At 62.8% G+C, this 23,582-nt stretch carries 20 protein-coding genes; 10 read left to right on the forward strand and 10 right to left on the reverse strand.

Annotated elements, in window-relative coordinates:
- The first annotated feature begins 6 nt into the window (after nucleotides 1-6).
- On the forward strand, nucleotides 7-1,494 hold the full coding sequence (locus VGF98_02470; GenBank protein HEY1680489.1) for a DHA2 family efflux MFS transporter permease subunit: 1,488 nt from the start codon (nucleotides 7-9) through the stop codon (nucleotides 1,492-1,494).
- On the opposite strand, the gene VGF98_02475 is transcribed toward VGF98_02470, so the two are convergent.
- On the reverse strand, nucleotides 1,486-3,726 hold the full coding sequence (locus VGF98_02475; protein ID HEY1680490.1) for a prolyl oligopeptidase family serine peptidase: 2,241 nt from the start codon (nucleotides 3,724-3,726) through the stop codon (nucleotides 1,486-1,488). The two genes, VGF98_02470 and VGF98_02475, sit on opposite strands and share 9 nt — an antisense overlap.
- 123 nt (nucleotides 3,727-3,849) lie before the next feature.
- Between VGF98_02475 and VGF98_02480 the strand changes: the two genes are divergently transcribed.
- The 8 genes from VGF98_02480 (at nucleotide 3,850) to VGF98_02515 (ending at nucleotide 13,260) form a co-directional block, all read left to right on the forward strand.
- Nucleotides 3,850-5,400: an acyl-CoA carboxylase subunit beta gene (locus VGF98_02480; protein HEY1680491.1), complete on the forward strand. Its 1,551-nt coding sequence runs from the start codon at nucleotides 3,850-3,852 to the stop codon at nucleotides 5,398-5,400.
- Nucleotides 5,401-5,446: 46 nt separating this feature from the next.
- Complete coding sequence (locus VGF98_02485; GenBank protein HEY1680492.1) at nucleotides 5,447-6,235, forward strand: enoyl-ACP reductase; 789 nt, start codon at nucleotides 5,447-5,449, stop codon at nucleotides 6,233-6,235.
- Nucleotides 6,232-6,402 (forward strand): hypothetical protein, encoded by a 171-nt coding sequence (locus tag VGF98_02490; GenBank protein HEY1680493.1) that lies wholly within the window; start codon nucleotides 6,232-6,234, stop codon nucleotides 6,400-6,402. Before VGF98_02485 ends, VGF98_02490 begins: the two co-directional genes overlap by 4 nt.
- A gap of 2 nt (nucleotides 6,403-6,404) precedes the next feature.
- Nucleotides 6,405-8,156 (forward strand): acetyl-CoA carboxylase biotin carboxylase subunit, encoded by a 1,752-nt coding sequence (locus VGF98_02495; protein HEY1680494.1) that lies wholly within the window; start codon nucleotides 6,405-6,407, stop codon nucleotides 8,154-8,156.
- A 6-nt stretch (nucleotides 8,157-8,162) separates the two neighbouring features.
- Complete coding sequence (locus VGF98_02500) at nucleotides 8,163-9,743, forward strand: methylmalonyl-CoA mutase family protein (protein ID HEY1680495.1); 1,581 nt, start codon at nucleotides 8,163-8,165, stop codon at nucleotides 9,741-9,743.
- Nucleotides 9,743-10,147 (forward strand): methylmalonyl-CoA epimerase, encoded by a 405-nt coding sequence (mce, locus tag VGF98_02505; GenBank protein HEY1680496.1) that lies wholly within the window; start codon nucleotides 9,743-9,745, stop codon nucleotides 10,145-10,147. Before VGF98_02500 ends, mce begins: the two co-directional genes overlap by 1 nt.
- A 95-nt stretch (nucleotides 10,148-10,242) precedes the next feature.
- Complete coding sequence (locus VGF98_02510; GenBank protein HEY1680497.1) at nucleotides 10,243-12,351, forward strand: hypothetical protein; 2,109 nt, start codon at nucleotides 10,243-10,245, stop codon at nucleotides 12,349-12,351.
- Nucleotides 12,352-12,483: 132 nt separating this feature from the next.
- Nucleotides 12,484-13,260, forward strand: a complete 777-nt coding sequence (locus VGF98_02515; GenBank protein HEY1680498.1) for a hypothetical protein — start codon at nucleotides 12,484-12,486, stop codon at nucleotides 13,258-13,260.
- Here VGF98_02515 and VGF98_02520 read toward each other — a convergent pair.
- The 9 genes from VGF98_02520 to VGF98_02560 are packed head-to-tail and all read right to left on the reverse strand — an operon-like array spanning nucleotide 13,257 to nucleotide 22,115.
- Nucleotides 13,257-13,889 (reverse strand): MarC family protein, encoded by a 633-nt coding sequence (locus VGF98_02520; protein HEY1680499.1) that lies wholly within the window; start codon nucleotides 13,887-13,889, stop codon nucleotides 13,257-13,259. The two genes, VGF98_02515 and VGF98_02520, sit on opposite strands and share 4 nt — an antisense overlap.
- Before the next feature lie 39 nt (nucleotides 13,890-13,928).
- Entirely contained in the window at nucleotides 13,929-15,446 is a 1,518-nt protein-coding gene (locus VGF98_02525) for a DUF4127 family protein (GenBank protein HEY1680500.1), read from the reverse strand.
- Nucleotides 15,443-16,327 carry an N-acetylmuramic acid 6-phosphate etherase gene (locus VGF98_02530; protein ID HEY1680501.1) on the reverse strand — a complete coding sequence of 295 codons (885 nt, stop codon included), beginning with the start codon at nucleotides 16,325-16,327 and terminating at the stop codon, nucleotides 15,443-15,445. The genes VGF98_02525 and VGF98_02530 overlap by 4 nt, the downstream gene beginning before the upstream one ends.
- Entirely contained in the window at nucleotides 16,324-17,217 is an 894-nt protein-coding gene (locus tag VGF98_02535) for a BadF/BadG/BcrA/BcrD ATPase family protein (GenBank protein ID HEY1680502.1), read from the reverse strand. Before VGF98_02535 ends, VGF98_02530 begins: the two co-directional genes overlap by 4 nt.
- Complete coding sequence (locus VGF98_02540) at nucleotides 17,202-18,347, reverse strand: anhydro-N-acetylmuramic acid kinase (protein HEY1680503.1); 1,146 nt, start codon at nucleotides 18,345-18,347, stop codon at nucleotides 17,202-17,204. Before VGF98_02540 ends, VGF98_02535 begins: the two co-directional genes overlap by 16 nt.
- Complete coding sequence (locus VGF98_02545; GenBank protein ID HEY1680504.1) at nucleotides 18,344-19,387, reverse strand: serine hydrolase; 1,044 nt, start codon at nucleotides 19,385-19,387, stop codon at nucleotides 18,344-18,346. Before VGF98_02545 ends, VGF98_02540 begins: the two co-directional genes overlap by 4 nt.
- On the reverse strand, nucleotides 19,381-20,865 hold the full coding sequence (locus VGF98_02550) for a glycoside hydrolase family 3 N-terminal domain-containing protein (protein HEY1680505.1): 1,485 nt from the start codon (nucleotides 20,863-20,865) through the stop codon (nucleotides 19,381-19,383). Before VGF98_02550 ends, VGF98_02545 begins: the two co-directional genes overlap by 7 nt.
- Nucleotides 20,862-21,827: an ABC transporter ATP-binding protein gene (locus VGF98_02555; protein HEY1680506.1), complete on the reverse strand. Its 966-nt coding sequence runs from the start codon at nucleotides 21,825-21,827 to the stop codon at nucleotides 20,862-20,864. Before VGF98_02555 ends, VGF98_02550 begins: the two co-directional genes overlap by 4 nt.
- Complete coding sequence (locus VGF98_02560; protein HEY1680507.1) at nucleotides 21,828-22,115, reverse strand: hypothetical protein; 288 nt, start codon at nucleotides 22,113-22,115, stop codon at nucleotides 21,828-21,830. It abuts the gene before it with no gap.
- A gap of 3 nt (nucleotides 22,116-22,118) precedes the next feature.
- Between VGF98_02560 and VGF98_02565 the strand changes: the two genes are divergently transcribed.
- Nucleotides 22,119-23,579, forward strand: coding sequence for a retropepsin-like aspartic protease (locus VGF98_02565; GenBank protein ID HEY1680508.1), 1,461 nt, complete (start codon nucleotides 22,119-22,121; stop codon nucleotides 23,577-23,579).
- The last annotated feature ends 3 nt before the right edge of the window (nucleotides 23,580-23,582 follow it).

Here is a 23,582-nt window from a genome sequence, read left to right on the forward strand (position 1 = left end):
TGGCTCATCGTCGTCGGCGTCATGGGCGCGACGCTGCTGCAAGTGCTCGACGCGACGATCGTCAACGTCGCGCTGCCCACCATCCAAGGTAACGTCGGAGCCAATTTCGACGAGGGCGCATGGATCGTCACCGGCTATATCATCGCCGCCGTCATCGTTATTCCACTAACACCGTGGCTGCAACAGCTGATGGGACGCCGTCAGTATTATGTGGCGGCCATCATCGGATTTACGGTCGCGTCTGCACTGTGCGGCATTTCGACCTCGCTCGGTGAGCTCGTCACGTTCCGCGTGCTGCAAGGCTTGTGCGGTGGCGGCCTCATCGCGACCGGTCAAGCAATCATGCGGGATACCTTCCCGGCGAAACAACTCGGACTCAGCCAGGCGCTTACTTCTATTGGTGCGATTATCGGCCCATCGATCGGCCCCACCCTCGGCGGCGTGCTGACCGACCAGTTGTCGTGGAACTGGGTTTTCTATATCAACATCGTGCCTGGAATCGTGGCGGCCGTCCTGTGCGCGACGCTGTTGCGCAACCCGAAGCGTACGGGCCGCCCCAGCGTCGACGGCGTCGGCTTAGCGCTGATGGCGACCGGCCTTGCGTCACTGCAATACGTCCTCGACGAAGGCGAGCGGTACGACTGGTTCGGCGACCGCAACATCCTAGCCACGGCGGTGCTCTCGGTTTCGTCGCTCGTCGCGTTCGCGTGGTGGGAACTGCGCGCGGTGCGAAATCCGATCGTGGACTTGCGCATTTTGATTCGCAATCGGACGGTGACGGTGGGATGCGTGCTCGCAATGACGTTAGCGTTCGCCCTTTTCGGCGGCGTGATCTTGGCCCCGCAATTCCAGCAATCGCTGCTCAACTTCACGGCGACGCTGTCCGGCGAGTCGATCCTGGTTCGCGCTGCCGCGATTATGGTGATGACGCCGATTACGCTGTTCTTGCTCGGGCGTCTGCACGTTAAAGCGACGATCTTATTAGGCATCGGCTACCTGATCGTGGCGCTGGCGAATTTCGGCACGGCAAACGTCCTGACGACGGGCAGCGACTTTGGTACCTTCGTCTTCCCGCTGCTACTAGGCGGCATCGGATTCGGGATGATTTTCGTTCCGCTGTCGGTCACGGTTTTGAGCAGCGTCACAGGCGCGGACACGCAAAAAGCGACGTCTCTCATGAACGTATGCCAGCAACTCGGTGGATCGATTTCGACGGCTACGTTGGTGACGATATTGGATCGGCGGACGGCATTTCACTTCGATCATTTAGCAGCGAGCGTTACGCTCGGACGTCCTGCCGTTACGCAGGCGCTTCAACGCGGCGCCAGCCACGTCGCGATCGGCGAACTCATTCGTCAGCAAGCGTCGTCGATGGCCTTCGCCGACGCTTTTTTCGGTCTTGGTGTGGTAACGCTGGTGCTTACGCCCTTCGTGCTGTTGCTCCGGCAAGCAAAGGCGCCCGCCGGAGCACACCACGCAGTAGCGTTAGAGTGACGCCGCCTTCTGCGGTACGATTTTCTTCGGAATACCCTTGAACGCCGGATCGCCCAGCTGCCAGAGTAAGAACGAATACTCGTCGGTAAGCAGCTGTTCGCTCTGGTTACGCGACGAAGCCATGAAACCGTGGCCGGCATCGTAATCGACGCGCAGTAGAATTGGACGGCCGCTCGTCGAGGCTTGCTGCAAACGCGCCGCAAACTTGCCGAGTTCCCACGACGAAACGCGCGGATCGTTGTAGCCGGTGATCAACATCACGCCCGGGTACGCAGTACCGTCGACCACGTGCTGATAGGCGTCCATCGCGTGCAGCGCGTGGAAGCCCGCTTCGTTCGTTACCGTGCCGAACTCAGGAATGTTGGGCGGCCCGTTGGGCGTGAACTCGGAACGCATCGCGTTGCTGACGCCCACCACGTCGAGCGCTGCCGCGAAGAGGTCCGGGCGCGACGTAATCGCGCGGCCGATCGAGATGCCGCCGGCACTTGTACCTTGTCCGCCCAGATGCGCTTTTGACGTGAACTTATGCTGGACGAGCCACTCGCCGCACGCTACGAAGTCTTCCCACGTATGGTTTTTGGTGGCGATCATGCCGGCCCGGTGCCATGCATCGCCGTACCAGCCACCGCCGCGCGAATGACACGTTGCGGCGACGCCGCCGCGTTCGATCCACGCGATTCCGGTCGCGCTGAAACCCGGATCCTCGGTGATGCCATAGGCGCCGTAGCCTTCGAGATTGACCGGATGCGAGCCGTCGAGCTTGAGGTTCTTCCGGTACACGATCGACATTGGGACGAGCGTCCCATCGGAGCTACGCGCTTGCACTTCTTGCGACGTATAGGCCGACACATCGATGTTGGCGCGAGGTTTGATGCCGGTGTTGGCCACTTGGCCGGCGGCGTTCACATGATAGTACAGAAGCGAGTGCAGCCAGCCGGTCAAACCGAACAAGGCGCCCGGCGTCTGCGGATCGGTGGCCATAACGTTGACCGCCCCGGCGAACGGCAAACGAACGTTGCTGTGCTTTCCTGGGGTTCCGTCGGCTGCCAACGCCAGGCGATCGATCTTCGCGAAACCGCCGGTGCGCGAACGAACGTACAGCCCGTCTCCGGCGACGGAAATCTGCAGCACGATCGACTTGCCTGCGGGGACGATCACTTTCGCGCTCGCCACGTTTGGGGCGTCGAGCGACATCGCGAGCACCTTGTACGTAGGCGCGTTGTGGTGCGTCATCAAGTAGAGCGTCGAGCCTTTGAGATCCGTGGAGACGACGTCGTCGTCGTCCGACACGATCTTCGTCCACGCGATCGTGCTGTTAAGCGGCGGTGCCGATAGCGACCCCGTCGAGTAGATCGTTTGTTCGTTCTTCACGCCGTGAACCACGAGGCCAAGCATGTGCCGTGACACCGGCGAGTACACCACGATCGGAAAGTCCGTCTTCTCGAACGGGACGCTCGGATTCACACCATAACCGAAAATCGGCACGTCTTGGTCGGGATTGCGTCCTAGTACGTGGAGATAGTTCACGGCCCGGGTCTCTTTATCGGTCGCGGGGTCGCCGGGCTTGAGCTCCGGAAAGCGCACGTAGTAGAACGACTTTCCGTCCGGAAGCCAACTGGTAACGCCGACGAAGTACGCGCGCGAGATTTGATCCGGAAGCGTTTGACCGGTTGCCGAATCGACGACGTGAATCACCGACGCCTCCGAGCCGCCTTCCGAGATTCCGTACGCTACTTTGCTGCCGTCCAGCGACGGCGCGTAGTAGTTTATGGAATAGTGTTTGCCGGTCGTTGCCAACGCAGCCGTATCGACCAATACCCGTTCCGCGCCGCCGCTCGCGTCGCGTACGTACAGCTTCGGCGTGCTCTCGCCCGGTTTCAACTTTTCGTAAAAGTAGTGCGATCCAGCCACCTGGACGCTCGAAACCGAAGCCACGACGTTGTCGAGCTGCTTGATACGTTGGAACAATCGCTGCCGCGGCGCGCCGAGCATGTCGAGAACCGAGCGCGTATATGCGTTCTGGGTCTTGAAGAACTCGACCGTCGTCGGATTGTTCATGTCTTCGAAGTACCGGAACGGGTCGGTCACGTTCGTGCCGAAAAAGTTTTCCGTCACCGGGCTCGACGCCGGCAGCGGGGGTGGGGTTGGAAACACCGTTGCGGTCCGCCCCGGACCGCCGACGGCGATCGCCGCCAAGATCAGACTAAGCGACGCGATCAACCAACGCGACATGAAAAAACCTCCCGAAAGGCAGTACGGCTCTTATCGCGCCATTACGACGTCCCGCCGCCGGGCGCCTCGAAATGTGCTGTGGCGAAAGGCGCTTTCAAGGCTTCGTACAAACGCCGACCGTTGATGAGCCAGCGAGAACGATACGAAGAATTACGGAGAAAGCGCGAACTGGCCGAAGCTCCGGGGGGCGCAACCGCGATCGCCCGCCAGCACGAGCGCGGAAAGCGCACGGCTCGCGAACGGGTAGCGGCGCTGGTCGACGAAGGGTCGTTCACGGAATTCGACCGGTTCGTAACGCACCGTACCAACGGGTTCGGTCTCGAAGAGAAAGAATTTCTCGGCGACGGCGTGCTCACCGGATATGCCACCATCGACGGGCGGCCGGTCTTTCTGTTTTCGCAAGATTTTACCGTTCTGGGCGGTTCGTTGGGCGAGGCCTATGCCGAAAAAATCTGCAAAGTAATGGATCTGGCCGTACGAACCGGCACGCCGATCATCGGCATCAACGATTCGGGCGGCGCGCGCATTCAAGAGGGCGTCGTTTCGTTAGGCGGTTACGCGGAAATCTTTTGGCGCAACGTCGCGGCCAGCGGCGTCGTTCCGCAAATCAGCTTGATCGCGGGCCCGTGCGCCGGCGGGGCGGTGTACTCGCCGGCCATCACCGACTTCATCTTGATGACCGATAAGATATCGCAAATGTTCATCACCGGGCCGGAGATCATTAAAACGGTTACCGGCGAAGACGTGACGTTCGAAGAGCTCGGCGGTGCGACGACGCATGCTTCGCGAAGCGGCGTGGCGCATTTGGTCGCCGCAGACGAAGACGACTTGACCGATCTCACGCGCACGCTGTTATCGTACGTTCCGCAAAACAATCTGGAAGAACCGCCGCGCGTGCCGACCGGCGACGATCCGCACCGGTCGTGCGACTCCCTCGACGGCGTCATCCCGGACTCTCCGAACAAGCCCTACGATATGCTGGACGTCGTTCGCACGGTACTCGACGACGAGGATTTTTTTGAAATTCAACCGTCGTACGCACGCAATATCGTCATCGGTTTCGGCCGCGTTGATGGCCGCACGGTCGGCATCGTCGCAAACCAGCCGAACGTGATGGCCGGGGTGTTGGACATTTCGTCATCGGTCAAAGCCGCACGGTTCGTGCGCTTTTGTGACGCGTTCAACATTCCGCTCGTCACGTTCGTCGACGTTCCCGGATTTCTGCCGGGGACGAGCCAAGAATACGGCGGCATCATCTTGCACGGTGCGAAGCTGTTGTACGCGTTCGCCGAAGCGACGGTTCCGAAGATTACGGTCATCACGCGCAAGGCCTACGGAGGAGCCTACGACGTCATGGCCAGCAAACACATTCGCGCCGACGTCAACGTCGCGTGGCCGTCCGCCGAAATCGCAGTCATGGGCGCCGAGGGTGCGGTCAAAACGATCTTCCGGCGCGAGCTGGCGTCTGCAGATGACAAAGACGCAAGGCTGCGCGAGCTTCTCGATGAGTATACGACGCGTTTTGCCAATCCATACATCGCCGCGCAGCGCGGCTACGTCGACGACGTCATCGAGGCATCGCAAACCCGGAGCGTGATCGCCACGTCGCTCGAGATGCTGGCCACCAAGCGCGTCGATCGACCGAAACGCAAACACGGCAACATCCCGCTCTAGGGCTCGTGCAGAAGGACGCCCGCGCCTCCGATGGTATCTAGCGCAGGTGAAGCTTCTCGAAGGTAAGCGCGCGCTGGTCACGGGCGTCGCCAATCGTTGGTCGATCGCCACCGGCATCGCCCAAAAATTGCATGAGTATGGAGCACAAATCGCGCTCGCGTATCAGGGAGAGCGCCTGCGCGGATCGGTCGAAAAGGTCGCCGCCGAACTCGAAGGCACCCGTTTGGTCGAATGCGACGTGTCGTCCGACGAATCGCTGGCCGCGGCTCGCGACGATCTCGCCGCAAACTTTGGCCCGATCGACGTTCTCGTCCATTCGATCGCGTATGCCAACAAAGAAGATTTGAGCGGCAAGGTGTTCGATACGTCGCGTTCGGGTTTCGGGCTCTCGCTCGACGTATCGGCTTTTTCACTGATCGCGCTGGTCGATGCACTGCGAAATGGGCTGAACGACGGCGCGTCGGTTATGGCGCTAACGTACCTCGGTTCGACGCAGATCGTTCCAAATTATAACCTGATGGGCATTTCAAAAGCCGCACTCGAGGCGACCGTTCGCTACTTGGCGTTCGACCTCGGGGATCGCGGCATCCGCGTCAACGCGATCTCGGCCGGTCCGATCTCGACGGCCAGTTCACGGCAAGTCGGAGGCTTCTCGCGCATTCTCGACGTGGTGCCGAAGGTCGCGCCGTTGCGCCGCAACGTCACGCCCGGCGACATCGGTGACGTCGCCGTCTACTTGGCATCGCCGCTTTCGTCGGCGATTACTGCCGACGTGCATTTCGTCGACGCCGGCTACCACGCCATGGGTATGTATCCGCCGGACTTCGGCGGTTGAGCGAAGTCGACGGCGCGGTATTGGCGGCAATCGCCGTCGCATTGTCGGCGGGGCGCGTGGAGTCGCAACCGCCGGTCGAAACACAGCCGGCATGGACGATCGCGATGCGCCGTCCCGAATTATCGCTCGACGAGATAGCCGCGTTGCGGCGAGGAACGCGCCGCTAACGATGTTCTCCAAAATTGTTATCGCCAACCGCGGCGAGATTGCGGTGCGCGTGATTCGCACGACGCGCGAAATGGGCATCGCGACCGTCGCGGTGTATTCCGAAGCCGATCGCGACGCGTTACACGTTCGAATGGCCGACGAGGCCTACCTCATCGGTCCGGCATCGCCATCGCTGAGCTATCTCGACTCCAGCAAACTCATCGACGTCGCGCTGCGCTCCGGCGCGCAAGCGATTCATCCCGGTTACGGCTTCCTTGCCGAAAATGCCGCGTTCGCTCGCGCCGTCGTCGCCGCCGGGTTGGTTTGGATCGGGCCGCACGCCGATGCGATCGACGTGATGGGCGACAAAATTCGCGCGCGCCAAGCGATGCAACGAGCCGGAGTGCCGTTCGTACCGGGGGGTACCGAGCCGATCGAAGATGCACGTGCGGCACGAGAGGCCGCGCTCTCGATCGGTTTGCCATTGGCACTCAAAGCGTCCGGCGGGGGCGGAGGGAAGGGCCTAAAAGTTGCGTTCACACTCGACCAAGTCGAGTCGGCCTTCACCACCGCTCGGAAAGAAGCCGAAGCGTACTTCAAAAGCGACGTCATTTATGCCGAACGCTATTTAGCGCACCCGAAACACGTCGAGATTCAAATCCTCGCCGACAAGCACGGAAACGTCGTTCACGTCGGCGAGCGCGACTGCTCGCTGCAGCGGCGTCACCAGAAAGTCTGGGAAGAAGCGCCGGGCGTGGTTCCGGACCGAGCCCGTCGCGGTATGCGCGAGGCCGCGGTTCGCGCGGCCACCGCGATCGGATACGATTCGGCCGGCACGATCGAATGTTTGGTCGAAAACGGCGAGTTCTATTTTCTCGAAATGAACACTCGGATTCAAGTCGAGCACACCGTGTCGGAAATGATTTCGGGCCTCGACCTGATTCGCGAGCAGATTCGAGTGGCCGCCGGCGAGCCGTTAGGCTTCAACCAAGACGATATTCACTTCAACGGTTGCGCCATCGAAGGCCGCGTTAACGCCGAAGATCCCGCTCGAGAGTTTCGTCCGGCTCCCGGAACGATCTCCGAATATCGCGAACCGGGCGGCCCGGGTGTGCGCGTCGACTCCGCTGCATATCCGGGCTGGACGATCCCAACCGATTACGATTCGCTCGTCGCAAAGCTGGTGGTGTGGGCGCCGACGCGCGATCGTGCCATCGCGCGCTTTCGCCGTGCGATCGACGAATATACCGTGCGCGGCGTTCCGACGACCCTTCCGCTGCTGCGGGCGTTATGCGACGAGTCGCACGTTCTTGACGGAAGCTACGATACGACCACGCTCGAGACGTTCGCTCGCACGATCGCCGAGCCGCTGGACGGTCCGGTGCAATCCCCGGCAACGCCGGAACCGCCGGATCGCAGCATCGTTCGCGTCGAAGTCGACGACCGCTTGTATAGGGTGCGGCTTATCGACCTTCCGATCGCGTCTGCGCCTGTGGGCGGCGCGCAACCCGCGCGTCGTTCGACGCAACGCCGCACCCGATCGGCTTCTGCCGGGGCCACTGGAAATGACGTCGTTTCTCCGATGCACGGCATCGTCGTCGAGCTGCGCCCCTCGCAGGGCGATTCTGTGGAGCAAGGCGATGTGGTCGCGATCGTCGAGGCCATGAAGATGATGAACGAGATTCGAGCGCACAGAAGCGGGACGGTGACGGCCACCCATGCGCCGGCCGGAACCACCGTCGAAACCGGCAGCTCGCTGCTGACCATCGAATAAGGCCGCATGGCACGCGACTGCACTAGTTCGGGGATTCCGATCCAGACGTCATACGATGCGCCCATCGGCAAAGCGCTAGAGCTGGGCGAACCGGGCGCGTTCCCGTTTGCTCGCGGGATCTATCCGACGATGTACCGCGGGCGCCTGTGGACGATGCGCCAATACGCAGGTTTCGCAACGGCGGCCGAGTCGAACGCGCGGTATCGCTATCTGTTAGACCGGGGACAGACCGGTCTATCGGTGGCTTTCGATCTTCCGACGCAACTCGGCTACGACTCCGATGCTCCGCAATCGCGCGGCGAAGTCGGCAAGGCGGGTGTCGCCATCGATTCGATCGACGATATGGAAACGCTGTTCGACGGCATTCCATTGGATCGCGTTACGGTTTCGATGACGATCAATGCGCCGGCGACGATTCTGTTTGCGTTCCTGCTCGCGACCGCGCGACGCCGCGGCATCCCGTTCGACCGTTTGGGTGGAACGATTCAGAACGACGTACTCAAAGAATACGTCGCCCGTGGCACGTACATCTATCCGCCGGTTCCGTCGATGCGACTGATCACCGACGTCATGGCCTACTGCGCGCGCGAAGTACCGCAATGGAACGCTATTTCCGTCTCTGGCTATCACATTCGCGAAGCCGGCTCGACCGCTGTCGAAGAAATTGCGTTCGCGCTGTCTAACGGTAAGGCATATCTGCAGGCCGCGCGCGACGCCGGCATCGACTTGGATTCGATCGCACCGCGCATCTCGTTCTTTTGGAACGCCCATAACGATTTCTTTGAAGAGATCGCGAAATTTCGCGCCGCCCGCTTGATCTGGGCGCACGTCACGCGCGACGAGTTCGGTTGTCGCGACCCGCGCTCGCAGGCGCTTCGGTTCCACACGCAGACCGGCGGGTCGACGCTCACCGCCCAAGAACCCGACAACAACGTCGTGCGGGTGACGCTGCAGGCGCTCGCAGCGGTGCTGGGCGGAACGCAGTCTCTGCATACCAATGGAAAGGACGAAGCGCTCGCGTTGCCCACCGCAGCCAGCGCAAAGGTCGCGCTGCGTACCCAACAGATCGTCGGGTACGAATCGGGGGTCACCGATGTCGCCGATCCGCTGGCCGGCTCGTTTTACGTCGAGTCCTTGACGAGCGAAATGGTCGAGCGCACCCGCGCCTTGATGGCGGAGGTCGACGCGCTGGGTGGCAGCATCGCCGCCATCGAGAGCGGCTGGATGCAGTCGCGCATTGCCGAGTCGGCGTATCGGGCGCAGCAAGCCGTCGAGAGCGGCGATTCGGTCGTCGTCGGCGTGAATACATTCGTCGAACCCGACCAGTCCGATACGGGTATTCCGCTGCAACGGATCGATGCATCGGTCGAACGCGAACAGGTCGAGCGCGTACGACGGAGCCGCGAGGGACGCAATGCGGCCGATGTCACGACCCAGCTCGAGCACATTCGGGCGACCGCGTCGGGCAGCGGCAACTTGATGCCGGCCTTTATCGAAGCCGCCGATGCCGGCGCCACGCTCGGCGAAATTTGCGGTGTGTTGCGCGACGTGTTCGGCGTGTACCGCGCGAAGGAGGTCGTCGCCTGATGCAAATCGACCACATCGGCATCGTCGTAGCCGATCTCGACGAAGCGGTCCGCCTCTACACGCAGACGCTCGGCTTCGAACAATGCTACCGCGAGACGGTGATCGATCAAGGCGTCGAGGTCGTCGGTTTATCGGCGGGCGATGCGATCGTGGAACTGTTGCGACCGCTGCAGCCGGATTCGCCGTTGCTGCGCTTTCTCGGACAAGCGCGAACGAAAATTCACCACACGGCGTATCGCGTTCCGGACCTGCCGGCGAAACTCGCCGAGCTAAAGGCGCGAGGCGTTGCGTTGATCGACGAAACGCCGCGACGAGGTGCGCACGGAAACGCGATCGCGTTTCTGCATCCAAAGTCGACAAATGGCGTATTGGTCGAACTCTGTCAGCGCATTTCGCACGACTGAAAGGGCTTTTAACCCCGCTCTAACGGCGAACTAATCGTATCCCGCGCGTACCTCGACCCATTTTGGGTGACAATATCCGTGAGGTACATGCATCAATGACTAAAAACTGGTTTCTCAGTCTGCTAGCGGCGTCGATCGGAGTGACGTCGTCCCTCGCAGCGATTCCGGCAAGCGCGCAAGCAGTCTATGCGCCGCCCGGAATTTCTCCGCTCACCCCTGTCGTGGCGGCAATGGAACCCGCCGGTTGCCCGCTCTACGGCAACGGACAGTGGTCGTTCATCAATAACACGTGGACATGGTGCCCGCCGGTCGCGGTCGCATATGCTCCGCCGGTCGGCCAAGCGGCCTTGTCCGGCTATTATGGCATGGGCACGATCGCACCGCCGAACACCATCGCGGTAGCGGCCCCGCAACCGTTCGCGTATGCGCCGTACTACAACCAGCAGCCGATCGGGTATCAAACGCCCTACGGCTATGGTTCGTATAATTCGCCGTACCCGTACGCAGCATACGGGTCCCCGTACCCCTACGGTACCCCGGTAGCATACGTCCCGCCGGTTATCCCTCAGGGGTATGGTTACGGATCACCCTATCAGTACGGTCAGCCGGCTAGCCCGTATGCCTATGGCTACGGCACGCCGTACACCTATGGCGCCGGTTACGGATCGCCGTACGGCAATCCGAACCAGTACGGTTACGGCGTCCCCTACGGATACCAGTCGGCCTACGGCTACGGTTCGCCGTATCAGTACGGCCAGCAATACGGCTACGGCTACGGCACGCAGTACGGCTCCGGTTACGGCAGCCCGTACGGCTACGGCTCCAGCCCCTACGGCTACGGCTCCAGCCCCTACGGCCAGGTCGGCTACAGCCCGTACGGTTACGGCAGCTCGCTAACCGGCAGCCCGATTCTCGACATGGTGCTCGGAGTAGCAGCCTCGTCGCTGATCTCGTCGGCCTTCGCACCCTCGTACGGCTACGGCGCCAGCCCCTACGGCTACGGTTACGGCGCAAGCCCGTACGGCTACGGCTCAAGCCCTTACGGTCAGGTCGGGTATAGCCCGTACGGTTACGGTGGCTACCAGTCGGGATACGGTTACGGTAGCGGCGGCACGTACTACGGCGGTAACACCTATAACATCTACAAGTACTATGGAAACGGTAAAGGCAACGGCAACGGCAACGGTAACGGCAACGGTAACGGCGGCAACAAGAACAACCAAGTCGTTCACCAGGAACTCCGCAACGAACACCGTTGGATTACCCAAGACCAGAACCGTATCGCTCAGCTGAAAGCCGAAGGTGGCCATCAAGCCGAGATCAAGAAACTCAGACAAAACATCCATCGTCAAGAAAACCGTATGGGAAATCAGCGCGGCGGTAAGGACGACGTTCGCCAAGCACCGAGAATGGCGCACACCAACGCGCAACCGGTCCGCAATGCGATCGCACAACACGTCGCCACTCAGCGCGCGGTAGCACAGCACATGGCCGATCAGAGAATCGCGACGCAGCACGTGGCCGCTCAGCGTATCGCCACTGCCCAGCATATCGCCGCTCAGCGTATCGCTGCTGCCCAGCATGTCGCCGCTCAGCATATCGCTACACTGCGCCAAGCGAACGTGACGCACGTACAAGCTCCGCACGTAGCTACCGCCGCCCGAGCGAATGCTTCGTCTACCTCTTCGATCCGCAACGAACAAGCGGTGCAGACGCAGCGGAACGCGGTTCAGGCTCGCGCGCCTCAGCAAGAGCAGAACGCCTACCAGACGCGCGCGTATCAACAGCAAAACAACGCGTACCAGACGCGTGCGTACCAACAGCAACAGCAGAACAACGCGTACCAGACGCGCGCATATCAACAACAAAACAATGCCTACCAGACGCGCGCGTATCAACAACAAAACAACGCGTACCAGACGCGTACGTACCAACAGCAACAGCAGAACAATGCCTACCAGACGCGCGCGAATCAGCAGCAAAACAACGCGTACCAGACGCGCGCGTATCAACAGCAACAATATCAGCCCCGGGCATACCCGCAGCAAAACAATCAGCAGCCCCGGGCCCAGCAGAACCAGAACTACCAGGCCCGGCCTCCCGAGCAGCGAGCGGCACCTCCCGCCAGCCGTTCGGGCGGTAACAACGGTGGTTCGGGTAACGGGAACGGCGGCGGCGGCGACCACCATCACCCGCCGGCCTAAGCCGAACCAGCAACCTGCCTTCCAGTTCTCCACCTCCTCTCTGCGCCTCCCGGACAAGTCCGGGGGGCGCGTCGCTCGTCAGCCCGCTCCAAGCCGGGTCGATTACACTACGCGACGAAGGAGTGAGCCGCTTTGATTTCGGGTCCACGCGAGCGGCGCCGGCGAGAGATTGCCGGCTCGACCATCGCCTCCATTCTGGTGCACGTTCTCGTGCTGGCGTTGCTGTTTGCGTTCGTAAAATCGATCGTGATGACGCCGGCCGGTAGTGGCGAACGCGTATCCGAAACGACCTCGCTTTCGCTCGAGCATCAGATACGCCAGAAGACCAAGCCGCACAATAAGGCCCACCCAAAACATCGAATCACGTCGCCGCCCCTACCGGCGTTGCACGAGCTGTCGCGTGAGAATCCGAACGCACCCTCGCAACCGCCACCGCAGCACGTCGCCATCAACGTCCCTCGAACGACTGCCGTTTCGAAGCTGCAGCACGATCGCACGGCCTTCGCGGCGGAGGTGGCACAGCTGAACAAGGGCAACGACCCGCACGCAATTCCGACCATCGATCCCGCGGCGCGCGGATCGGCCACCAAAGACTACGCATTTCAGGCCGGCGCAAGCCAGGGCTCAGATCACGGAAACGGCATCATCACGCCGGTGCGAAGCTGGCAGGCGGGCGGCAAGGACTGCTATTTCGCGCGCTACGAGTACACGTACCCGACCGGCGCAATGGAAGACGGTACGATCGTGTGGCCCATCTGCTACGACCCAGGCTCCGATCCGTTCCATTTACCACCGCATCCGATGGAGTTTCCACTGCCGATGTTAGGATTCGTCCTCCCGGCCGGTACGGAATTACCGCCGTTGGAGAAAGACGCCTACCAACGGTACGAAGCCCAAGTCGCACATTAATGGTGCACGAGCGGCGTTTGGGCCAACCCATTGATAACGAACTGCACCGCTAGCGCGGCGAGAATTATTCCGAGTAATCGGCTCGCAACGTGGACACCGGTGGTCGTTACCAGCTTCAACAAGAGCGTCGATCCGCGCATGCAAATCCAGGTCACGAACAACGCTGCCGCATAGGCCCCCGCGACGATCGTCAGGTTCGCGCGGTCGCCATGCGCGAGACTAACAAGAAGCAATACTGTCGCGATCGTTCCGGGGCCGGCGATCATTGGAATGGCCAGTGGGAAAACGGCCGGATTCTCGACCTCGGCGGCTTCGCGTTCCTCGGCTTCGGTTCGCTTGGCTCCGGTGGGACGGGCAAACAACATATCGATCGCGATCAAGAACAGCAATACACCGCCGGCAATCGTAAACGCCGGCAACGTGATGCCGAGATAGCCCAAGATTTCTCGACCCACGAAACCCATCAGCGCCATGACGACTGCGGCGACGATGACGGCTTGATCGATGATTTGGTTGCGGCGCTTCGCCGGCATGCGCGCGGTCGCGCCCAGCGTCATGGGAATCATGCCGAGGGGATCGATAATCGTAATTGCAGTGGCGAATGCCGTCGCCGCGAACCGGACGTCCATCGAGTCCATCATACCAGCGCCGTCACGAACGTGGCAATGTCAGAGATTCGGCGCTATGCCGACGTCGACTTCGGTTTCGAAGGTGCGCCGCCACGGCAACGAGATATCGATCGCCGCGATGTGATATCCGGGATCCAGTTGTTGAAGGATTGCCGCGGCTCTATTCCATAGCAACGCGCGGTTCCGGCTCGCCACGACGGCGGCATCGGCCGGCGTCAGTAAGGTGTGGTCGGCGATACCCCGTTGGTCGAGCCACGCGTTGAGTTGCGGGCGCACGTCGTCGTGATAGGCGTAATCGTCGACGAATCGCATGAACGTAAACGTGCGATGCGCGAGCGAGTCGTACGTGTGCATGCGCCGTCCGGCACCGGCGGCAACGGATTCGGCTAATGCGGTGCCGACGGTGTTGGCATTCGTATTCCAAGAAGCGTACGCGTCGAGTCGAGCGGCCAAACCGCTCGTTAGCACTCGATCGGCGAAGCCGGCTTGCGAAGCATAGGAGTCGAAAAATCCAAGATCTGCAAGGGCGACGCTGCGTCCGGTCCCAATATCGGCTCGCATCGCGGATGCAAAGGCGTCGTCCTGCGCGGTACTCGTTTGAGGGACTCGAACGGCCAAGACGATATCCGGATCCCTATCGACCAGCTGCCCACCACATAACGCGATCAAGCCGTCGATGGCGACCGATATGGGAGCGAATTCCAGCGGATCGACAAATTCATCTCCACCGGGACGCGAGTACCGTACTTGTACGCGAGGTGCCCAACGTGCGTCGCGCGCGAACGTGCCCGCAAGTAACGCCATTCCCAATTCGTCGGCGCCCGGCTCGATGGCCGGCGCCGGACTGGCCGCAACCGCGGCCGCCTCTTGCTGTAAGAGCTTTACTTCGGCGACGTGCAAGCCGACCGGACCGGCATCGTCTTGCCCCAGCGCGAGTCGATCGAGCGTTCCGGAAGCGCGCATCGCAATCAAGTGCCGGTCGACGTCGAGATTACGGCGGCGCGTCGCGAGGTATGCATCGAACGTTGCCGGATTCAACGAGGCGCGCAAGGCGGCCGCGGTCGCTTCTTCATTCGGCAGCAACGGGTCGTGCAAGTTGGCATACTCTTGCAACGCTTGCCATTCGGGATACGCGGCGAAATACGAGGTTCCGGCCGGGACACCGGTCGGTGCCAGTCGCATGACCGTTCCGAACGCCACAATCCACGCGTCCGGGCGACGATGACGGACCGTTTGCAATACGGCGAGCCGTTGTAGCGCACCGGCGTACGACGGACCCGGCACACGGGACGCGACGAGCCCTCCATAGGCCAGCATGTCGGACGAAACGACGTATGCGCCGATAGTCGGATCGTTCGAACGAGCCGTCAACCAATCAACGACACCGTCGGCATCGCCGGGCTGCAGATAATTGCCGAGTATCGTGCGCGGCGGCGTCGTTACGGTGACGCCGGCGATGCGTCCGAGAAGCGCCGGAAGTTGCGCGCTAACCGGGCGATCGTCGAGTGGCACGAACGCGATCGTCGCCAACAACGACAGCGCGTGCAACACGTTCACAGCAGCGGGCGCAACATGCCGCCGCTGCGTTTCAGCAGTTCCGCAGCGGCGACGGGATCGACGCCCCGGCGTTCGCAAACGATCGCGATCTTCACGCGTCCATCGCTACGGTCGAGCGCCCCGATCGCTCGTTCGCGGTCGACCTCGGCGATCGATTCCACCAATCGGATCGCGCGCTCGCGCAACTTGCGATTAGCAACGACGACGTCGACCATTTTATTGCCGAAGACTTTACCGAGCCGCACCATGATGGCGGTCGAGAGTGTGTTCAGCACGATCTTCTGCGACGTTCCAGCTTTTAAGCGCGTCGACCCGGTCAACGCCTCGGGACCGGTTGCAAGTTCGATCGTCTCGTTCGCGACGTCGGCCAACGGACTGCCTGCAGCGTTAACGATGGCAACGGTATACGCGCCGGCCGCCGTCGCCGCCGCCACCGCACCGATCACAAACGGCGCCGTGCCGCCGGCAGATATTCCATACACGGCGTCGCCGGCGGTCACGCAATCGCCTACCACTCGTTCGCCGCCGGCTCGATCGTCTTCGGCTCCTTCGATCGCATGCGTCAGCGCGGCGGTGCCTCCGGCGATATGCGCAGCGACCAGCTCGTCACCGGCGCGAAAGGTCGGGTATAGTTCGGCTGCGTCGAGAACGCCGAGGCGGCCGCTGGTTCCGGCCCCCACATAATGCAGCCGCCCGCCTTGGCGCAACCGCTGCACGGTGCGCTCGACGACGCCGGCAATCGTTGCGGCGTGGGCCGCAACGGCGTCGGCGGCGCGCTGTTGATCGGCGACCAACAGCCGAACCAATTCGCCGGTAGAAACGACATCGAGTCGAGCGGTTTGCGGGTGTTCGCCCTCGGTCGCCGGCAGGTCGACGCTCAATCGAGCGACATTCCGGCCATACGCAATGCGCCTTCATGCGCGGAGTGCGCCGCGCGCAACGTGTGCAGTTGCGGGAGTTCGTTGCCTAATCGCGTTTCCAGTAGATACGTCAACGTGCTCGGCGTTCGTAACAAGCCGCCGTGCAACACCAGCGGCGTCTCGTCGCCGGCATCGATCGCACGGACGACCGCGCGCACCAGGTCGAACAAATCGCGTGCAGCCGCCTGTACGATCGTTAATGCACTGCGCTCGCCGTCATCGGCGCACCGCAGAATCGCGGGAGCGACGCCGGCGATCGCGGAGACCGGAGACGCATCGCCGTACGCAAACGCAAGAAGTCCATCTCGGTCGCTCGCGCCCGTGTATTCGCGAACGGCCGCGACGGTGCGATCCGACGCCCCCCGGCCATCCAACGCGCGCAACGCTAAACGGAGACCGGCAGAACCGATCGCGTACCCGGACCCCTCATCGCCGATGGCATATCCGCCGCCTCCGCATCGCGAACTGCGGCCGGCATTTTCACCGTACGCGCTCGAACCCGTCCCTGCGATGAGCACGACTCCCCGCTCTCGCACTTCCGCGGCGTATAACGCCAGTCGCGCGTCGTCGATCACTTGAATGCGCGCGTTAGCGAAGCGATGTTGCAGCGCATCGCGCAACGCGCCCGCGATCTCGGAGCGTGCGGCGCCGGCGCAGCCGACCACGATCGAGCGCGGTTGCTCGGAGCGGAGCGCCGCGACGATCGCGTCGCCGATGGTCGCAGCCGCCGCATCCAGTCCTACCGACGTCGGATTGGCCGCTGCAGTTTCTACTCGATTGCGCGCGTCGCCGATGCCGGCCACCGCAATCGTACGGCTGCCGCCCGCGTCGACGCCTACGTCGACCGGCATTCGCATTCCATACGCGCCATCAACTCCGATAACCGGTGCGGTGCGATCGCACCCAAGACCGTTGCCTCGCGCGCGCCGGTCGCCGCCGGGACGTTGGCCGGCCGGCCCCGCAGCGTTTCATAACCCAAAATCGCAAAGGCGATCGCTTCTTTAGCATCGCTCGACACCGCATGATCGTCGGACGTATCGACGCGGGCGTGTGGAGCGAAGCGCCGCAAGCGCGCCATCAAATCCGGATTACGCGAGCCACCGCCGCTGACGATGACGCGCGGAGCCGCGAACGCCGTTGCGGCGATTGCGTCCGCGACCGTCCGGGCGGTCAATTCGGCCAGGGTCGCGGCGCCGTCGGCATCGGCGAGTGCCCTCAAGCGCGCGTCGTGCTTCGCCAAGAATCGTTCGGCGAAGTATTCGCGACCGGTGCTCTTGGGTGGAGGTAGCGCGAAATACGCATCGGCCGACATCGCGGCGAGCAACTCCCGGTCGACCGTTCCTCGCGCCGCCAGCACCCCATCGCGATCCATCGTGAGTTGGCCATTCGAGCGAGAACGCACGAAGGCATCCAGCAGAATGTTTCCCGGGCCGGTGTCGTACGCGCAGGATACCGAGCCACTGCCGCGCGCGAGCACCGTCACGTTTGCGATCCCGCCGATGTTGATCGCAACGCGATCTTCGAGCGGATGTGAAAATAACAACGCGTCGACGTAGGGCACCAGCGGAGCGCCATGACCTCCGGCGGCGCAGTCGGCACCGCGAAAATCGAAGCACACTGTAGCGCCGATGCGGTCGCGCACGACGTACGGATCGCCGATTTGCACCGTCGATGCGTTGGCGCCGTCGTGCCAAATGGTCTGGCCGTGCGACGCGACGAAGTCGATGCGGCCTTCTGCAACCTTCTCCGCAGCATCGGCCAGGGCGTCCCCGAGCCGGCGGTGCAGTGATGCCGCCGTCGAGACGTTCGCGACGTTCGGCGGCAAGGCGTCGCGCAATTGCGCGTACAGCTCTTTTCCGAACGGCACGGTTACGAACCGCTTGAGTTCTACGGCGTAGCCCGGACCGGACGGTACTAGCTCGATCAGCGCGGCATCGATTCCGTCCAACGACGTTCCGCTCATCAATCCGATGACCCTCACGCGAGACCCAACGCACGCATGGCCGCCTCGAAAAATGCCGCTCGCAACGGCCGGGTATCGGAGCGACCAAAATACACGGAGTTCGTGAGGAGTACCGCGGCGACGTCGACGATCGGGTCGGCCCAGACGCACGTTCCGACGAATCCCGTATGCCCGAAGCTTTCGCGATGCATGAAACGTCCGCACGAATTATCATCCCGCGTCTTGAGGGCCCAACCCAATCCCCGCCGCAACACCGGATCGAAAGCCTGCTCGGAGATCGCTTCGCGCGCCAACGCGGCGCTTATTCCGCGCGCTCCCCGATTGTTGCGTGGCGCTAGATACATTTCGGCCAGCCCCGCAACGTCCGCAGCGGTTCCGAAAAGACCCGCGTGCCCTACGACGCCGCCCATTAAATGCGCTTTTTCGTCGTGCACCGTTCCTTGCACGCGGCCGCGCCACGCATCGCTCTCGGTCGCCGGTATTGCCGATCGATCTCTCAACCGCACTCCATAGCGCAACGTCTCGGAATCGAATCGCTCGCGCATCATCGTCGCTAAGTTGCGGCCCGTGGCGCGCTCTAGAATCGTCCCGAGCGCGATGAATCCTAGGTCGCTATACGTGACCCGTTCGCCCGGCGTATCGTCGAGCTCCCGATTCAGGGCGAACCGCTCGACGTTCTCATCGAGGATCGTGCGATAGTCGGCGCCCGAGTGCATCCCCGAATTGTGCGCCAGCAACATCCGCAGCGTAATCGTGGCGTGGCCGGTGCCCGACCATTCGGGTACGAGCCTCGTTAACGGTGTGTCGAGCGCCAGAATCGATTCGTCGACCAGCGTGAGTGCGACCGTCGCGACGAACGGCTTGGTCAAGGACGCCAGATCGAAACGCGAATCGACGCAAACGTCGCGCGCGAGTTCGTCCGCTCGGGTCGTTCCGACGGCGCGCTCGTACACGGGCCGGCCGCGATGTTCGATGCGTGCGACGGCGCCGGTATATTGCGCGGCGGTCGCGGCATCCAGCACGGCATCGACGCCGGCAAACGCGGCGCGCGTCACCACGACAGATCGACCGGCAAACGGCCCTCCGGCAAGACGTTTGCGAAGAGCACGTCGGCGAGTCCGCCGATCGCCGCAGCGTCGTCCCCATAACACGCCACCACGTGTCGTGCGTGCGTAAAGAGCGGCACGTCGAACGGCTCGAGCGCCGATACGACGAGCGCATCCGGGTAGCGCGCGACGATCGATCCGATGGCGTCGGCCTGGCGGTCGTACAGATGCGCGCGACGCGCGAGCACGATGGGACGGCGACCGGTACGCGCGAGCAGCGCAAACGCTCCGTCGAGCGCTCCGGGCTGCGGATCGATCGGCAACGCGACATACGCGAGTGCCGGCGCTTCCGCCGACAACGACGGACGGCGCACGTCGTCGGGAACCACGCCGTCGGCCGTCGTTCCCTCGAACGAGAGCACCGCACAAGTCAGCGGATCGGCGTGTGCCAGCCCACGCACGAGTGTAACGGCGCGGCGCGCGATTTCACGGCCGACACCAGGATGCGGCGGAAACTCGTGGACTGCTAATGCATCACTCGAGGTCGAGCGCACGCGCACGATCCGTTCGTACGCATCGCTCAGACGTTGGAGGGTCAGGCGTTCTTCTGCAACGGCCTGCACGATTGCATCGACGGCCGATTCGGCAGCGTCCCACGGCCGGCTTACGATCACTGCATCGGCACCGGCCAGCAACGCCGACACCGCCGCCTGCGACGAGTCGCCGGCGCCGGCCATCGTCAGACAATCGGTGATTGCGATACCGGTAAAGCCGAGTCCGCGCAGCACGCCGCCGGCGATCCTTTCGGACGCACTCGCGACGCGGTTTTCGTCCAGCGCTCGCACGACGACGTGCGCGAGCATGATCGCCGGCGCTTCGGCGGCGACCCGTGCGAACGGAGCGAGATCGCGCCGCTGCAGCGTCTCGGCATCCGCCTCGACCACCGGCACCGTTTCGTGCGAATCTTCGGTCGTGTCGCCGTGACCCGGAAAGTGTTTGTAGCACGGCACGATACCGCCGCGTTCCAAACCACGCGCGAAGGCGAATGCCAGCTCGCCGACGCGTGCCGGATCCGAGCCGAAAGATCGCGTGCCGATTGCCGTATTCCGCGCTTGCAACGCAAGATCGAGGACCGGTGCGAAATCCATCGTGCAGCCGGCCCGGCGCAGATCGAACGCCACTTGTTCGCCGGCTCGCACGGCAAGTTCGAGATCGCCCACCGCTCCGAGTGCCATCATCGACGGCATCGGCTCAACGCCGCGACGCAATCGGACGACGCGTCCGCCTTCTTGATCGATCGCGATAACGGGAGGCGGCCCCGGCGCGCACCGCTCTCGAAGCCCGGCGGTCAACTGGTGCACGTCGTCGATCGACGGATCGTCGCGACCGAACAGCACGTATCCGCCAAACGACGGGACGCTCGAGCTTTCGACGATGCGATCGATTCCGGCGAAGACGACGCCGCGCGCGAGTTCCGCGATGCCGGTCATGATATCGCGGCGCCGCTCGCGCGATCGTATCGCACGACAAAACGTTCCGGTAAGTCGACCTCTACCTCGTCGCCTGGAGCGGCGGACGACTCGGACGCAACACGCGCAGCGACGATTCCCCGCTGCGTTTGGACCGTCACGTATGCATCCGCTCCGGTGCGTTCGCGCCGTACGACACGTCCGTGTAAGGCACCGCCCGCGCCCACCACCACGCGCTCCGGACGGATACCGACGATCGGCTCGCCGTCGAGCAAATTCATCGGCCGCGATCCGATCGCGCGCGCCGCTGCGAGGCTGCGCGGCGCGTCGTACACGCGCTGCGGATCGCCCGAGTCCTCGATGCGCCCGTCGATCAGCACCGCCAGCGAATCCGCAACGGCTAACGCTTCCTCGTGATCGTGCGTCACGTAGATCAACGGTCCGGCGAAGCGCTGCCGGATACCGATGACTTCATCGCGCACCGAACGTCGCAATACCGGGTCCAAATGCGCGAGAGGTTCGTCCATCAGCAGAACGACGGGATCCGAAAGCAACGCGCGCGCCATTGAGACGCGCTGGCGTTCGCCGCCCGACAGTTCGCGCGGCTTGCGACGGCGCAGATGTCCGACGTGCAACGCTTCTGCAACGTCCGCCGTGTCGGTTTCGCTCTTTTTCGAATGCGAACCGAATCGAAGATTCGCTTCGACCGTCATGTGCGCGAACAACGCATCTTCTTGAAAAACGACGGCGATGCGGCGACGCTGCGGCGGCACGCCTAGGAGGCTGCGTCCGTCGAGATTGATATCGCCGCTGCGAATCGACAGCAGGCCGGCGATCGCGCGTAGCAGCGTGGTCTTACCTGCTCCGGATGGTCCGACGATCGCTAAGGTGTGTCCCGACGGGACGGCGGCCGAGACGCGATCGAGCGCGGCCGGGCGGTTCGCGCCGTAACCGGCGACGACGTGGAGAATACCGAGGGACACTCAGCCGACGATCGAGGCGTACTCGCGCCTGGCCGACTCGTCACCGGCATGAATGCGTTGCACGGCGTCGCGAACGGCGGTTACCGCGGCGTCATCGGCCACCTTCCCAGCCAAGACGAGACGCACGGCCATGAGTGCTAAGTCGGGCGTTCGCTCGCCAAGCAGGCGTATGCCCTCTAAGAAGGGCGCAGCCGGGCCGGAGGGCGGCAGTTTTGCCAATTGTTCGACGACCGATGCCTTCGCCGGCCGGCCGTCGAGAAGATAGCCGTCGAGCAACTCGAAATCCATGCCATGGGCTTCGTCGTCCGCGCTGCCGTGCTCTGCGTGCTGACTCTAGGAATCATTGCCGCCGCTCCATCGAGCGATCTCGGCCGGTTCCTCGATCGCATGCGCTCTGCGGCCGGTCCGGTGTGGAACGCACACTTCGTCTCGGTTTCGCGTTTGAACCTCGAAGGGCAAAGCACCGTCGTCGCCAGCGAAAGCCGCGGACTGGCGTTCGTATTGCGGCGGTGCAACGGCGAACTGTGTGCCGGGTCGTATTTCGACGGCGCGCACCTCTACGCGATCAACATCAACGATAGTGCCGTCCGCAGCGGCGACCCCGAGCCGTACCTTCGATCGCTGCGATTGATCGCATCGCTCAGCTTTCTTTCGCCATCGTTCTCGTCGCAACAAAACGGCCGCATCGTGGATGGCGGGATGGCCGCCTATCGCGGGGTACGATATCGAACGTTTTACATTACCGATACGATCGCGATACCGCTGCGGTTATACGTCGACCCGCACGACGCACTGATTCGATACGCTCGCGATCTGAACGGTGACGATACCTTCGAGTATCGCGACTACCGTCGAGCCGACGGATTCGACGTTCCCTATGAAGTGCTGCACAACGGCGTCGTGCTCGAACGCTACGACGACCGCACTGCCGTCGCGTCGGCATTCCACGCTCCGCACGGCTTGCTGCCGCGCTTCGCCGGATCGCCCGCACCGATCAAGACCGATCCCGCACACGTCACGCCGGTCGTCGACTGCACGGTTGCGGGCGTTCCGATTCACTGCTTGATCGATACGGGCAACTCGGGGATGTCGATCAGCACCGAACTAGCGGCACGCCTCGGCGCCGACGTGTTGGGCACGTATAACGTACGCGGGTTGGGCGAGTATGCCACCCAGGTGGTGCGAGCCGGCCCGCTACAGGTCGGAAATGCGACCTTTCCCGAGGCCTATTACGTCGTACTGAACGACATTTCGCGCTATGGCTACGACGTCGTTCTCGGGGCGGACTTCGTGGGATCCAGCGGCTTGACGATCGACGCTCACGATCACACCGTGTCGCTTGGAAAGGCGGTTCCAGCCAACTCGATCTCGATACCGTTATCGTTCGAAAATTTCGTGCCGGTCGTGAACGTACGCTTGGGCGACGTCGACGCCCGCCTAGCGGTCGACACCGGCGATGAGTCAAATATCAACTTGTCGTACGGCTTTTACACGTCGCATTCGACGCTGTTTTCGGTCACCGAACGCAAGCTCGTTAGTGGCATCGGCGGCGAGAGCGTCGAGCTCATGGGCAATATCCCGCAGGTCACGATCGGCGCGTATCAGACCGGGCGGCAAACGATCGGCACCACGCAGATGCTGCACGGCACGGCGCTCGGGCATCTAGGCGCGGCGTTCTTGCAGCAATTCACGGTGCAGTTTGATTACGACGCCGGCGAATTGCACTTGCTCCCGAATCCGCCGCCCGGCTAGCGA

Origin of the sequence: Candidatus Tumulicola sp. (assembly GCA_036490475.1) — a bacterium.
Lineage (GTDB): Bacteria > Vulcanimicrobiota > Vulcanimicrobiia > Vulcanimicrobiales > Vulcanimicrobiaceae > Tumulicola.

Coding starts and splice junctions, on each gene's coding strand:
- VGF98_02520 (HEY1680499.1), bottom strand. CDS start 13,889: ATGGACGTCCGGTTCGCGGCGACGGCATTCGCCACTGCAATTACGATT.
- VGF98_02500 (HEY1680495.1), top strand. CDS start 8,163: ATGGCACGCGACTGCACTAGTTCGGGGATTCCGATCCAGACGTCATAC.
- mce (HEY1680496.1), top strand. CDS start 9,743: ATGCAAATCGACCACATCGGCATCGTCGTAGCCGATCTCGACGAAGCG.
- VGF98_02550 (HEY1680505.1), bottom strand. CDS start 20,865: ATGACCGGCATCGCGGAACTCGCGCGCGGCGTCGTCTTCGCCGGAATC.
- VGF98_02565 (HEY1680508.1), top strand. CDS start 22,119: ATGGGCTTCGTCGTCCGCGCTGCCGTGCTCTGCGTGCTGACTCTAGGA.
- VGF98_02510 (HEY1680497.1), top strand. CDS start 10,243: ATGACTAAAAACTGGTTTCTCAGTCTGCTAGCGGCGTCGATCGGAGTG.
- VGF98_02495 (HEY1680494.1), top strand. CDS start 6,405: ATGTTCTCCAAAATTGTTATCGCCAACCGCGGCGAGATTGCGGTGCGC.
- VGF98_02535 (HEY1680502.1), bottom strand. CDS start 17,217: ATGCCGGTCGACGTAGGCGTCGACGCGGGCGGCAGCCGTACGATTGCG.
- VGF98_02560 (HEY1680507.1), bottom strand. CDS start 22,115: ATGGATTTCGAGTTGCTCGACGGCTATCTTCTCGACGGCCGGCCGGCG.
- VGF98_02480 (HEY1680491.1), top strand. CDS start 3,850: ATGAGCCAGCGAGAACGATACGAAGAATTACGGAGAAAGCGCGAACTG.
- VGF98_02475 (HEY1680490.1), bottom strand. CDS start 3,726: ATGTCGCGTTGGTTGATCGCGTCGCTTAGTCTGATCTTGGCGGCGATC.